Source organism: Leeuwenhoekiella sp. H156 (genome assembly GCF_052218455.1).
Lineage (GTDB): Bacteria > Bacteroidota > Bacteroidia > Flavobacteriales > Flavobacteriaceae > Leeuwenhoekiella > Leeuwenhoekiella parthenopeia.
This window is the reverse complement of sequence record NZ_CP197499.1, coordinates 319,187-333,201: the sequence shown is the minus strand read 5'-3', so window position 1 is coordinate 333,201 and position 14,015 is coordinate 319,187. Positions and strand designations below refer to the sequence as shown.

Below are 14,015 nucleotides of genomic sequence, written 5' to 3'. Positions count from 1 at the left end.
AATTCTGTAGGGTTTAATCATTGGAAATGCCCGATACAGATTAATATTTCAACGTTTAGGAGTTTAAACCTGTTATTTGTCATTTTCCAGAGGTTGTCTACATAGCCTATTTTGTTACTTAACTTCTGAGAGGTGTTATCTGTCGAAATAGTTTCTTTTAACATGAATTTATAAACATCTTTAAGAAAGAATTAAGCTTTCACTAACAAAAGCATAACCTAATCAAAACCAATATTCTATGATAAAATATTATGTATCAGATGCTGAAAACCCAGTAAAAACGGGACTTAGCTAAGTCCTGAAACGTATAACAACCGGGAACTCAGATACTACTTTCAGGTTCTCTGCTGTTAACTATGAATGCAAACAATTTCTAAACAATTAAATCATCTAAAAACCTATCTAAAATGAAGTTGAAAACTATATACCTCTTGGTTTTTGGTCTTTTGAGTTTCTCCGGAATTCTGGCCCAGACAGTTACAGGTACAGTTACCGATTCTTCGGGAAATCCTGTGCCGGGAGTAAATGTTATTGAAAAAGGCACTTCTAATGGAACGTCAACAGATTTTGACGGCAACTATTCTATTGATGTTTCCGGCTCTAATGCAATTCTTGAATTTTCTGCTCTTGGCTTTGTTACAGTAGAGCGGCCTGCTTCTTCCGGCGGTGTTATTAACATAAGCTTAGAGGAAAGTACAGAAGAACTCAATGCCGTTGTGGTTACCGCATTAGGTATCAAAAAGGAGCAAAAGGCTTTGGGTTACTCACTTACTGAAGTAAGTGGTGAGGCCGTAGCAGAAGTTCCTCAGGTAAATGCCATCAATGCCCTTCAAGGTAAAATCGCAGGTGTTAATATAACGGGAGCGGCTACAGGACCTGCAGGTACGAGTAAAGTGGTGATACGGGGTGTGTCGTCTTTAAGTGGTACTTCACAGCCATTGTATATCGTAGATGGAATCCCTATTAACAACCAAAATCTGGGGTCTGCCAGCAGATGGGGTGGTTCAGACTTTGGTGACGGTGTTTCCGGTATTAACCCGGATGACATTGAAAGCATAAGCGTGCTAAAAGGGGGTGCTGCCGCTGCACTTTACGGGTCACGTGCATCTGCCGGGGTTATCGTAATTACTACAAAATCAGGTAAAGGGCAAAAGGGACTTGGTATTGATATCTCAAGTTCTTACCAGTTAGAGACTGTAATGACTGATCTTTATGAGTTTCAAACAACTTATGGGCAGGGTATCAACGGAGTGGCGCCTTCTTCTCAGCAGGAAGCTTTAGACGCGGGAATGCAATCCTGGGGAGCCAGATTGGGTAGCGTATCTTCTGCAGTACAGTTTGACGGAGTGAGCCGTCCTTATGCATATACAGGCGATAACATTGACAAGTATTATGAGACCGGAACAACTGCCATTAATACAGTCGCCATTAGTCAGGCAGGGGAGAATTACAATTTACGTTTTTCAGCTACCGATTTGTCTAATGATGATATAACCCCAAATGCAGGTTTGAACAGAAAGACATTTTCTTTAAATGCAGGAGCTGTGCTTGCAGACAAACTTACCCTTAACGTAAGTGGAAAATACATCATTGAGGGAGTTAACAACCGTCCCCGATCTTCAGATTCTCCGGGTAATGGAAACTTTACTGTAGCGCTTTCACCTCCAAACATTGATGTAAATAATTACAAGCCTGGTTTTAACGAAGAAGGAACAGAGTTTTTAATTTCTTCTAATCAGTATCATCAAAACCCGTATTGGACTGCTTATAGATTCAGCAATGAAAGCGATAAAGACAGATTTATAGGTTCTACGACCCTTAAATATCAATTTACAGACGAGCTTTATCTTTTAGGCAGAACAGGTATAGATCAATTTACGGCTCGTTTAACTTCGGTTGAGCCTTACGGTACTGCTTATAAACCAAGAGGCGGAATGCAGGAACAAACGTTCAATGTGAAAACTGTTGACGCCGATGTGATTTTAGGTTTTGACAAACAAATTACTGATGATATTGCGACTTCAACTTTGGTTGGTGCCAACTCCAACTATGTGAAAAACGAGTTTATCAATTTAATCGGGAATGACTTTGTTATTCCGTCACTGGTAAATATCGAGAATGTGGCCAATAGAAATTACAGTTATCAATTGAGTCGGGTAAAGAGAAATGGAGTTTATTTCTCATCAGAGTTTTCATTTAGAAACTACCTATATGTAACTGTAACCGGAAGAAATGACTGGTTCTCAACACTTTCCAAAGAAGGTAAAACCGCGCCTAACAACTATTTCTATCCTTCCGTTAACTCCAGTTTTGTATTCTCAGATGCTTTTGAGATGCCGGAATGGATCAGCTTTGGTAAACTAAGAGCAGGCTATTCTGATGTAGGTGGTGGTGCTAATGATCCGTATCAACTGGCCTTAACCTATGCTATTACAGATACCTATACAGCTACCGGACCAACAGTTTCTTTGGGTGGTATAAACAATTCTTCATTGCCTAATGAAAATCTGGAACCTTTTTCAAAGAAGGAATATGAAGTAGGTTTGGACCTGCGCTTATTTAAGAGTCGTTTAAATCTTGATTTAACCTATTACTCAAATAAGACAGAGAATGATATCGTAAACATAAATACTTCCACAGCTTCGGGTTATAGCAGTGCGAGTATCAACATCGGAGAGCTTCAAAACAGAGGTGTTGAAATGTTATTAAGTGGAAGTCCTGTTAAAAACACAGATTTTGAATGGAACGTGAGTTACAATCTTACTTACAATAAAAACGAAGTTACCAAGACAGATAATGATGGTAACCCCATTTTTCCGGGTGATGCAGCTTATGGAGTTAACTCGCAATCGGGATTCTTGGTAGGATATCCAGCAGCCACCATTTACGGAACCACTTTTATACGAGATGAGGATGGAAACATTCAGTACGATAGCAATGGTGCTCCTACGATAGGTCCAAATGATGTAATAGGTCAGGGTGTTGCACCGTGGACAATGGGTATTACCAATACCTTTAATTATAAGAATTTCGAGTTTTCCTTCTTAATTGACGGCAAGTTTGGTGGTGATATATTCTCAGGGACAAGTGCTTTTGCAAATTACTATGGTTCAAGTAAAAACACTTTGGTAGGGCGAGAAAATGGCCTAACAGTTACCGGAGTCAATGCAGCAGGTAATGATTTCTCAACGACTATTGCGCCAGAGAATCTAAGAACGTACTATCAAAGACTTTACGATATAGCGGAGGCTAACGTTCAGGACGCTGATTTTATCAAACTAAGACAGCTAAGTCTGGGCTATTCACTACCATCCAGTCTTCTTGAAAGTACATTTATTAGAAGTGCACGTGTCTCTTTCATAGGTAGAAACCTATTCTTCTTAATGAGAAAAACCGAAAATATAGATCCGGAATCTGCTTATAACAATACGTTCGCAAATGGTATTGAGCGTTTTGGACTGCCTTCCACAAGAAGTTACGGATTAAGTGTTGATGTAAAGTTTTAAAAAAAGAAACATGAAAAATATTTTAATAAAAGCGACGCTACTACTTCTCGTATTAACTACCGGGGTTTCGTGCGACAAGGGGTTTGACGAACTTAACGTTGATCCTACCAAATCAAATGAACTTGATCTTCAATATAAGTTTCCAAAAGCAATTCTATATGCTTCAGGACAACGTTATGAATCATGGAGGGGAAACTTAATTTACTGCTCAACAATGATTCAGCACCTTGCAAATACACAGGGCTACTGGAGTGGAGACAAGTATTTTTACAATGCGGCCTATTCTTCGGCATACTGGGATGCACAATATCCGCAGACTATTAAGTCCATTGAAGATATGAAGTTTCAGTTGGAATCTGAAGAACTAACGGGTTCTCCGGAATATGCGATGGTAAGAATACTGCGTGTTTTTGCTTACAGTCGAATCACTGACCTGTATGGGGATGTTCCTTACTCTCAGGCAGGAAAGGCCTTTATTGAAGGGGTAACCAGACCGGTTTATGACAAGCAGGAAGACATCTATGCAGATATGCTTAAAGAACTTGAAGAAGCCACAACTGCCCTAAGCAGTGGAACCTCAACGATAGGATCAGCAGATATTATTTATAATGGCGATCTTTCAAAATGGAAGAAATGGGGCAACTCGTTAATGCTTCGTTTGGCTTTGCGTATGGTGAAAGTTGATCCTGCTGCCGCTCAGGAGTGGGCCGGCAAAGCAATCGCAGGTGGGGTGATGGAATCTAATGATGATATCGCTTACATCACGCACCAGACCGGAGGTAATGGTATCATTAGAAACGGTAATGGAGAAGTATTTACAGCAGATCGCTCTGCTCGTATAAGCAAGACCTTTCTTGATATGCTTGAAGAGCGTAATGATCCAAGAATACGGGTATATGCTGCACTTCCTCCAGATAATGGGGTAGTTGATGACAACCCTGCCAACCAAAAAGGCTTACCTAACGGTCTTGATGCAACTACAATCCAAAGCTATAGCGGCGGTGCTGATTTGAGTACCTATTCTGAACCAAACTCTAAATTCTTGATGAGTGAGGGAGCACCTATGTTCTGGCAAACGTATGCGGAGGTAGAGTTTATGCTTGCCGAAGCTGCCGTAAGATGGGGCCTTGCGGGTGGCGCAGCTGCTGCGGCTACGCATTATGAAGACGGGGTTACTGCTGCGATGAAGTATCTTGCAATATATGATCCGGGAGCAACTATTTCAGATACTGCGATTGCAGATTATCTAACAGCCAATCCATACGATGCTGCTAATGCCTTAGAACAGATTAACACCCAGTATTACCTCGCTATTTTCCTGAATGAATATGAGGCCTATGCAAACTGGAGACGTACCGGAATACCGGCACTTACTCCTGTGAATTACGAGGGTAATGATACGGGCGGGACTATTCCTCGCCGTTTGGTTTATCCTACTAATGAAGCTGTTCTTAATGCTGAGAATTACAATGCAGTAATTTCAGATCAGGGACCAGATAGACTTACTACACGTATGTGGTGGGATGCCGAATAAGCTTATTTTTTTGATCTAGCCTTATAAAAAAGGGAGAGGAGACTCTCCCTTTTTTTGTATATTTTTAAATCTACAGATGCTTTTTATGAACAGATTTTGTACCCTTAGCTTCTACTGCATTGCTCTGATTTTTAATGGCATTTTCATACATGCGCAAACATCAATAGAGCAGCTTAAGCAATTCACTCTGCTTGAATCTTCAAAAACAGGGATTCATTTCAATAATCTTCTGGATGAAAATACCGAACGTAATATTTTGCTTTACGACAATTTTTACGGCGGGGCAGGAGTAGGTATTGGTGATTTTAATCGGGATGGTTTGCAGGACATCTATTTCGCAGGAAACCTCGTAGACGACAAGTTGTATCTCAACACAGGTGATTTGAAGTTTGAAGATGCTTCCGCAAATTCTGGTTTGGTACACGATGGCGGTTGGACTACAGGCGTAACGGTGGCAGACGTAAATAATGATGGCTGGCCGGATATTTACCTAAGCCGCGAATTGTATGATGAGAAACCTGAACTGCGTCGTAATTTATTGTATATCAACAACGGTGATGCGACGTTTACAGAATCGGCAGAGCAGTATGGTGTGGCTGATCAACAGCGCACGCGTCACGCTTCCTTTTTTGATTATAATAAAGATGGTTTTCTCGATCTGATCCTGCTCACCCAACCACCCAATCCCGGGAGCTATTCCAAGTATTCCGGTACTAACCTGTTAAGGCCTGAATATCATATTAAGCTTTATAAGAATCGGGGTGGTAATTCTTTTGTTGAGGTTTCATCCCTTGCAGGAGTGGCTAAATCAGGCTATCCCAATGCAGTATCCACCAGTGATTTCAACAATGACGGCTGGACAGACATCTACGTAGCCAACGATTTTGATGCTCCAGATTTGCTCTACATCAATAATCAGGACGGAACCTTTAGCAATGTGATTGATGAGGCCATGAATCACATATCCTTTTACAGTATGGGAGTTGATGTGGCAGACATCAATAATGATGGCCAACTCGATATTTTTACCGTTGATATGGCGGCGGAAGACAATTACCGCTCCAAAGCCAATATGAGCGGAATGAATCCGGATGCATTTTGGAAAGTGGTAAACGACGGCGGGCATTATCAATATATGTACAATACGTTTCAGCTTTCTAACGGAAACGGTACTTACAGCGATGTTGCCCAACTTTTTGGAATGGCGAAGACTGACTGGAGCTGGAGTAACCTTATCGCAGATTTTGATAACGATGGGTTAAAAGACACTTACGTTTCAAACGGTCTTTTACGCGATATCCGGAATACCGATGCAGATAAAAAAGTAGCTAAGTATGTAGCCGAAGCCTTGCAGAATTATGCCGCAGAAAATCCTGACGACAATTCTGAAGTTAGTGTTTGGGACGTTGTAGAACTCGACCGTATTTTAGAACTCATTCCGTCTCAACCTTTGAAAAATTACGCATATAAAAACAAAGATGATCTTAAGTTTGATAAAGTAACGGAAGCATGGGGACTTGATCAGGAATCCTTTTCTAATGGAGCGGCCTATGCTGATCTCGATAACGACGGCGATCTGGATCTGGTCGTAAATAACATCAATGCCGAGGCCTTTGTGTATAAGAACAATGCAGAGCAGTTCAGAAATGCCAATTATTTGAGAGTAAAGCTTAACAGTAACGCTCATAAGCCGGTTCTGGGTTCGCGAATAGTCGCTTACAACTCGGGTCAAGCTCAATTGCTGGAAACTACAAACGTAAGAGGAATCTACAGCACCAGTGAGCAAACCGCTCATTTCGGACTTGGAGCAGCGACCCGTTTAGACAGTCTTGTGGTCATTTGGCCAAACAGTCAAAAGACAACTCTTAAAAATCTCCCTGCAAACCGGGAACTCACTTTGGTAATGGAAGAAGCTGATGCCAGCTCTGGGCCAGTTGCAGATCAAAATGAGTCGATATTATTCGAGAAAACCGAAGCTGTTCCCATTCAATTGGTTCATACTGAGAATGACTACGACGATTACACCAATCAGGTACTGCTTCCGCATAAAATGTCACAGTTTGGCCCGGCCCTGGCTAAGGGAGATGTAAATAATGACGGATTAGAAGATTTATTTTTTGGAGGAGCAAGTGGTTACGCCCCAAGACTTTTTGTTCAGGATGAAGATGGAAAGTTCGAATCAATAAACGCTGATTTCTGGGATAAGGAAAATGCTTTTGAAGATGTAGATGCCGTATTTTTTGATGTAGATGGCGATGGTTTTCAGGATTTGTACGTGGTAAGTGGTGGTAATGAATATCCCGTAAACGATTTTCATTATGTAGATCGCATATATCTCAATGACCAAAAAGGAAATTTTAAAAAAGGAGCCATTCAGAATATTGGTCGCGACAGCGGTTCTGCGGTTAGAGCTTTAGATTATGATAATGACGGTGATATCGACTTGTTTGTGGGCGGAAGACACTGGCCACATCAGTACCCGCTTCCGGCAAGCAGTATGTTGCTAGTCAACGAGAATAATCGTTTGGTCAATAGAACCAAAGAACTGGCACCCGAATTGGAAAATATCGGGATGGTTACCGATGCAGTCTGGTCTGACATCGATGGGGACGGCGATTCAGATTTGATGTTGGTAGGGGAATGGATGCCGGTAACGGTATTCTTAAATACAAACGGGAATCTAAAGCGGACAGATACAATGGGTTTAGGGAATTCTACAGGATGGTGGTTTGCTATTGAAAAGGGAGATTTTGATAGGGATGGAGATGAAGATTTTATAGTTGGCAATCTGGGTCTTAACTATAAATACCAGACCTCTCCGGAAGAGCCTTTCGATATTTATTACAACGATTTTGATGGGAATGGGTCTTACGATATTGTACTCAGCTATCACGATGATGATAAACACTTTCCGCTTAGAGGTTTTTCATGCTCTTCTCAACAGATTCCCGGGCTCAAGGCTGAAATAAAGCAGTACGATATTTTTGCATCTCTGGAACTCGACGCGATTTATGGCGAGAAGAAACTCGATAAATCCCTGCATTACGTGGCAGATACGTTTGCTTCGGTTTATCTTGAGAATACCGGTGATGGGAGCTTTGAAATGCATGAATTACCCAGAATGACACAGCTTTCAAGCATTAATGATTTACTGGTTGACGATTTCGACAGCGATGGTAATCTTGATGTTTTGGCAGTGGGTAATCTTTTCGTTTCAGAAATTGAAACGCCACGCAACGATGCCGGTACGGGGATGCTGCTTTTAGGTAATGGCACAGGCGGTTTTGAGCCCGTTTCGGTTTTAGGCTCCGGCTTTTTTGCAAATCGGGACGCCAGGAAAATAACCGAGATGCAAATAGGGAAAGACCGTTTTGTACTTGTGGCTAATAATGATAGCGAGGCACAATGGTTTAAATTGGAAAACGGTTTGGTCCCAAAAGCCCTAACTAACCGATAAGTAATGATGCGCTGGTTTTTCCTGTTTTTTACACTGGTAAGTTTTGCTCAGGAGCAACAGTTTAAGTATACCAATTCTTTAATTGAAGAGGAGAGTGCGTATTTACTGGATCACGCACATAATCCTATTAACTGGCAAGCCTGGAGCGAGGCAGCCTTAGAACATGCTCAGGAAGAATCAAAACTGGTTGTAATTAGTATAGGATACGCATCCTGCCACTGGTGTCAAGTTATGGCTGAAGAGTCTTTTGAGGACGAAGAAGTTGCGCAGGTTATGAACGCTCACTTTATAAGCATTAAAGTAGACCGGGAAGAACGCCCTGATATTGATCAGGTTTACATGACCGCCCTGCAATTGATAAAAGGTCAGGGTGGCTGGCCACTTAATGTAATAGCTCTGCCTGATGGTCGCCCACTTTATGCCGGCACCTACCACACAAAATCACAATGGATTCAGGTACTCAAAAAATTAAACGAACTCTACACCAGTCAACCGGAGAAAGCCGTTGCATTTGCCGATAATATTACCAAAGGAGTGCAGCAGGCTGCTTTAATTGAACCTGAAGCAGAACCTAAAGCTTTTACAAAGTCAGATTTGCAGGATGCGCTTGCCGGGTGGAAAAATCAATGGGATACCGAATACGGCGGGAATAGTGGAGAGCAGAAATTTATGCTTCCGGCCTCCTTATCTTTTTTGATGGATTATGCGCTGCTTTCAAAAGATACTGAAGCCCTGGAGCATTTGGAACGTACCTTAGATGCAATGGCTTCGGGCGGAGTCTACGATCACGTGGGTGGTGGTTTTTTCAGGTATGCTACAGATCGAAAATGGCAAATTCCGCACTTTGAAAAAATGCTTTACGACAATGCACAGCTGGTAGGTGTATATGCCAAAGCATACCGACTTTTTAAAAAGGAAGCATACAAGCATATAGCGGTACAGACACTTCAGTTTATTGAAAACGAATTAAAAAGTGAATCCGGGGGTTTCAAGTCTTCGATCCGTGCAGATACTGATGAGGGCGAAGGTGCGTATTACATCTGGACCAAAAATCAACTCGAAAGTACATTAGGAAGTTTCAAAGAAGTAGAAGAAAACTTTGAATTATATCCCTTCACTACGGAAAACTACGTATTGGGTATACAACCTTCTGCCAATTGGACTCAACTTCAAAATCAGCTTGCTAAACTCAATAAGACTCGTGCTTCTAGACCAAAACCACTTACAGATGACAAAGTAATTAGTTCGTGGAACGCCCTTCTGGTCACAGCCTACACCGAAGCCTATAAAGCCTTTCAGGATGAGGACTATTTGAAGGAAGCAGAGCAGCTTTTTACCTATTTGGCATTAGCCGACGCTGGAGAATTACAACATCTACCTTCAGCTCAACAAAACGGGGTATATCTTGAAGACTATACCTACCTTACCCGGGCAGCATTAGATATGTATTTGATAAGCGGGGAAATAGCTTATGCTGAGAAAGCCGGGGTACTGTTTAAAAAGGCTCAGGATATATTTTTTGAACCTTCGACAGGGCTTTTTCGCTATTGTAAAAGCAAAAACCTTATCACACCAATCTTTAAAACAGATGATGATGTAATGCCTTCTCCTAATGCATTAATGACTTTCAATGCGGTTGAATTAAGCAAAATAAGCGGCCTGGAAAGCTACCGGAATACTGCGGAAGCCATGCTCAAAATCATCAAACCTAAAGCACTTCAATATCCTGCAAATTACTCCACAGCGCTTCGTGTGCAGTTGGGTTATGTGTATCCGTATTATGAATGTGTAGTGGTGGGGAATGAGGCTGAAACCCGAACAAAGGAGATTTGGAATACCTATTTACCGAATGTTTTGACTGCTTTTTCGAAAACCGGAAAAGACGGACCCTTATTCGAAAACCGCTACGATCCGGAAGAAACGTATATCTATGTCTGTCAGGAGACGTTTTGTAAATTACCGGTGACAGTGGTCTCTGAGGCTTTGAAACAATTGTAAGTTTTAATGAAGGGCTGTCAAATAATTCCACAATCCCATCCAACAACCTAAAACGCTCAATTCAAAAGAACTTTTAGAAAGCCCAAACTGCCGCCTCAAGAGTCGTTGAAGGCAATTTGCAGAAACAAGCCAGATTCCCGGAAACCAGCCTGTCCCCAATCGGGCTTTGGGAAAGCGGGAACATAAGTAGCGGTTTTAAAATCAGCCGAATAGCCTTTGAGAAAAAACAAAATAATGTAATTTACCGGTGTTTAGTGAGATAGCCTGAGATTTAATAGCGTTTGAATAGTTTACTCAGCGCTAATTTTGGAAAGCGCTCACCCTTTTTTAATTAAAGCCTAAAACAGACCCAAAAGAGACAGACCTAATTTATGAACAGTATGCGTTACCGCTTTCTTTTTTGGTGTTGTTTTTTCCTTACTGTCTGTAAAGCTCAGGCACAGGAGAAAAAGATTGATAGTCTAAAAACCGCATTGTCGGTTCACAAAGAAAAAGATACCACACGTGTCAATTTGTTATATGACCTTGCCTATTCTCATTTTCAGAGAGATTTAGACCTTACCTATTCGTATCTCGATGAAGCCGAGCGACTGAGTAGTGAGCTTGATTATATAAAAGGTAAAGCCCGGGTTTTTTATTTAAAGGGAATTCTAGAAAACATCAAGTCTGACTACGATAAAAGTCTGGAGTATTTTGAGCAATCCCTTGCTTACAATAAATCTATTGATGATCAGGATGGGATTGCCTCTTGTTACACTGCTTTTGGTATTACCTTTTATGACCTCTCTCGGTATGCAGATGCCATTGATGCTTACAGCAAAGCACTCGATATTTATAAAAAAACCGGAAACAAAAGACAGCAGATAACCATTCTCATCAATAGCGCAAATGCCTACTCTGAAATGGGTAGGTTGGATGAGGCGGTTCTCAATTATAAAAGAGCTTTAAAAGAAAGCCGGGCTATGAATGACGAAGACGGTATTTCGTATGTTCATATAAATCTGGGAGTGGTTTATAAGTTACAGGGCAATTACCCTTTGGCCCTCGACAACTTCAGTAAAAGTCTCGAGTACGATATCAAAACCCGCGATACGATGGGGATGGCTGTAAAGATGAATAATCTGGGTGAAGTATATAGTGCTCTTGAAAAGTATCCTAAAGCTTTGAGTTATTACGAGAAATCCTTGTTGTTTTCATCAAAGCAGGGAAATGATAAACTGGCCGCAATAGTGAGGGGTAATATGGGGAAACTCTATTTCCTCCAAAAGGATTATAATAAGGCTTTAGCATACCATAACACTTCACTTAAAACCAGCGAGGAGATTGGCGACTTAAAACAAACCGCTATATGCCATAATAATATAGGAGGTATTCACCTGCTGCTGGGCAAACCGGTGATCGCTCGCGATAATTTTGAGAAAGCTAAAACTATAAGTGAGCAAACAAATAACAAACACGTTTTGCCCGTGAGTCTTCTGGGTATTGCAGAAAGTTACACGAAGGAACTAAACTATCAAAAAGCGCTGTCTTTTGCTCAGGAAGCTGAGCAAATAGCTGAAGAATTACACCTTCTGGAAATGCACAAAAAAGCCATGGAGCTGCTTTCTGTTATTTATGAGAACACCGGTCAGTTTAAAAAGGCCTTAGAAAAACATCAAAGGTTTAAAATACTGAATGATAGTTTGTTTAATAAAGAAAATATTGAAAAAATAGCTCAGGTTGAGTACGAGTATAAGTACAGACAGGCGCGGGATTCGGCTAACATTCGGGAGTTGGAACTCACCAAGCAAGTCCTGGCTACTTCGCAGGATCTGGCCCGTTCTAACCAAAACCTGCTTTGGGCTACCATAGGTATTTTATTGATTTCGATTCTTCTGGGATCTCTGGTGTTCTATCAAAAATTCACAAACATCAAGGCTAAAAATGAGACCATTCTAACGGAGCAAAAATTGCTGCGCTCACAGATGAATCCGCATTTTGTATTTAATTCCCTGTCTGTTTTACAGGGAATGATTCTCAACAAAGAAGAGAATAAATCGGTAGAATACCTTTCCAAATTTTCGAAGTTGTTGCGTCTAACTTTAGAGAATTCCAGAGATAAACTGGTTTTGCTGTCTCAGGAAATCGCCGCTGTCGAAAATTATGTGGCGCTTCAAAATTTAGAAAGTAACCAATATGAATTTTCTATTGAAATGGAGCTTAATGACAGTGCTTCTTCCATCAAAATTCCTCCGATGCTTATACAGCCCTTTATTGAAAACGCCATTGAACACGCCTTTACCGGCGAGACTCAAGACCGAAAAATAGAGGTGCACCTGCAGTTTATAAATGAGGAGCTCGTGTGCACAATTAAAGACAATGGCATCGGGATCAATTCTGAAAAAGTAAATCAGCACAACGGAAAGAAATCTTTGGCTACCCAAATAACCTCAGAGCGACTGGAGATTTTATCCAGACATTTTAAGACCAAAGGATCTGTACAGGTTGAAAACAGAGCAAAATACAATGAAAAGGGAACTGTAGTAACTTTGGTTTTACCTTACGAAAAACAGAAGACGGTATGAAAGCCTTGCTGGTAGAAGATAAAGAATACATTAGAAAGGCTTTGCTTCACCTGTTGCAGTCTGTAGCGACCGATGTGGAGGTTATCGGGGAATGCGAATCGGTAAAAGATGCGGTTGTAGTTGCAAATACGTGCAAGCCCGAACTTATTTTTCTGGATATCAATCTTTCTGATGGCAACGGCTTCGATTTTCTGGAACAAACCGCACACCTGGATTTTAAGGTCATTTTTATAACCGCCTATGAGGAGTACGCGTTAAAAGCCTTAAAGGCGGGAGCGGTTGATTATCTTTTAAAACCGGTCGACCCTCAGGAACTGCAAGAAGCTCTGGCAAAGGTTAAGACCATTTCTTCAGGAGAGCAGAAACAACAGATCAAAACGGCCAGACAAGTCTGGTATAAAGACGAGTCTACATTGCTACTTTCACTAAGTGATAGCTTTCAGGTTATAGAGCTTAACGAACTCCTGTATTGCGAGTCAGATAAGGGCTATACGTCTTTTCATCTGGCAAATGGGAAAAAGTACATAGCTTCAAAACCCTTAAAGGAGTTTGAGGAAAAGCTGGAACAAATACATTTCACAAGGCCCCATCAGTCGTTTATGGTTAACCTGAAATACATCGATAAGTACGATAAATCGGGTATTATTTTTTTAAAAAGCGGAAAAAAAATACCGGTTTCTTCCCGTAAAAAAGAAGCCTTTCTGGCTACTTTTCTTAAATACAACAACCTCTAGAATTCGTTTCAGAGGCTACCTGCCCGGCGTCATTTCGCCATTTGCCCAAATACACATAGACTTTTAAGTCCGGCGGATATGCATTCGTAAACCGCGGAAATACATTCCCTGTTTCCGGGTCAAAGGCATTGTTGCACTTTTAGCATACACTAAACATTTCGTCATGAGTATAGCCGGCTGTTTTGGTTCCGGGAAATGCCCTTGCCTGGGTGTAAGGCTTGC

Annotated in this window: 7 protein-coding genes; 6 read left to right on the top strand and 1 reads right to left on the bottom strand. The window is 41.2% G+C overall.

Annotation, left to right across the window (positions count from 1 at the left end):
- Window positions 1-407: 407 nt before the first annotated feature.
- From ACSSS3_RS01350 to ACSSS3_RS01335, 4 genes are all read left to right on the top strand, one after another.
- Window positions 408-3,506: a SusC/RagA family TonB-linked outer membrane protein gene (locus tag ACSSS3_RS01350; protein WP_228231014.1), complete on the top strand. Its 3,099-nt coding sequence runs from the start codon at window positions 408-410 to the stop codon at window positions 3,504-3,506.
- 10 nt (window positions 3,507-3,516) lie between these two features.
- Entirely contained in the window at window positions 3,517-5,040 is a 1,524-nt protein-coding gene (locus tag ACSSS3_RS01345) for a SusD/RagB family nutrient-binding outer membrane lipoprotein (RefSeq protein WP_442846146.1), read from the top strand.
- Between the two features lie 85 nt (window positions 5,041-5,125).
- The gene (locus tag ACSSS3_RS01340; RefSeq protein ID WP_442846145.1) at window positions 5,126-8,497 is read left to right on the top strand and encodes a VCBS repeat-containing protein; all 3,372 of its coding nucleotides are present in this window, start codon (window positions 5,126-5,128) and stop codon (window positions 8,495-8,497) included.
- A 3-nt stretch (window positions 8,498-8,500) separates the two neighbouring features.
- Complete coding sequence (locus ACSSS3_RS01335) at window positions 8,501-10,495, top strand: thioredoxin domain-containing protein (protein ID WP_442846144.1); 1,995 nt, start codon at window positions 8,501-8,503, stop codon at window positions 10,493-10,495.
- A gap of 95 nt (window positions 10,496-10,590) precedes the next feature.
- Here the strand turns inward: ACSSS3_RS01335 and ACSSS3_RS01330 are convergent, their stop codons facing one another.
- Window positions 10,591-10,725: a hypothetical protein gene (locus ACSSS3_RS01330; protein WP_442846143.1), complete on the bottom strand. Its 135-nt coding sequence runs from the start codon at window positions 10,723-10,725 to the stop codon at window positions 10,591-10,593.
- A 141-nt stretch (window positions 10,726-10,866) separates the two neighbouring features.
- On the opposite strand from ACSSS3_RS01330, the gene ACSSS3_RS01325 reads away from it, so the two are divergent.
- Window positions 10,867-13,059, top strand: a complete 2,193-nt coding sequence (locus tag ACSSS3_RS01325) for a tetratricopeptide repeat protein (RefSeq protein WP_442846142.1) — start codon at window positions 10,867-10,869, stop codon at window positions 13,057-13,059.
- The gene (locus ACSSS3_RS01320; protein WP_442846141.1) at window positions 13,056-13,793 is read left to right on the top strand and encodes a LytR/AlgR family response regulator transcription factor; all 738 of its coding nucleotides are present in this window, start codon (window positions 13,056-13,058) and stop codon (window positions 13,791-13,793) included. The genes ACSSS3_RS01325 and ACSSS3_RS01320 overlap by 4 nt, the downstream gene beginning before the upstream one ends.
- The last annotated feature ends 222 nt before the right edge of the window (window positions 13,794-14,015 follow it).

What these genes read in the sequence shown, in the direction of transcription:
- ACSSS3_RS01340 (WP_442846145.1), top strand. Translation starts at nt 5,126, where the DNA reads ATGAACAGATTTTGTACCCTTAGCTTCTACTGCATTGCTCTGATTTTT.
- ACSSS3_RS01325 (WP_442846142.1), top strand. Translation starts at nt 10,867, where the DNA reads ATGAACAGTATGCGTTACCGCTTTCTTTTTTGGTGTTGTTTTTTCCTT.
- ACSSS3_RS01350 (WP_228231014.1), top strand. Translation starts at nt 408, where the DNA reads ATGAAGTTGAAAACTATATACCTCTTGGTTTTTGGTCTTTTGAGTTTC.
- ACSSS3_RS01320 (WP_442846141.1), top strand. Translation starts at nt 13,056, where the DNA reads ATGAAAGCCTTGCTGGTAGAAGATAAAGAATACATTAGAAAGGCTTTG.
- ACSSS3_RS01345 (WP_442846146.1), top strand. Translation starts at nt 3,517, where the DNA reads ATGAAAAATATTTTAATAAAAGCGACGCTACTACTTCTCGTATTAACT.
- ACSSS3_RS01335 (WP_442846144.1), top strand. Translation starts at nt 8,501, where the DNA reads ATGATGCGCTGGTTTTTCCTGTTTTTTACACTGGTAAGTTTTGCTCAG.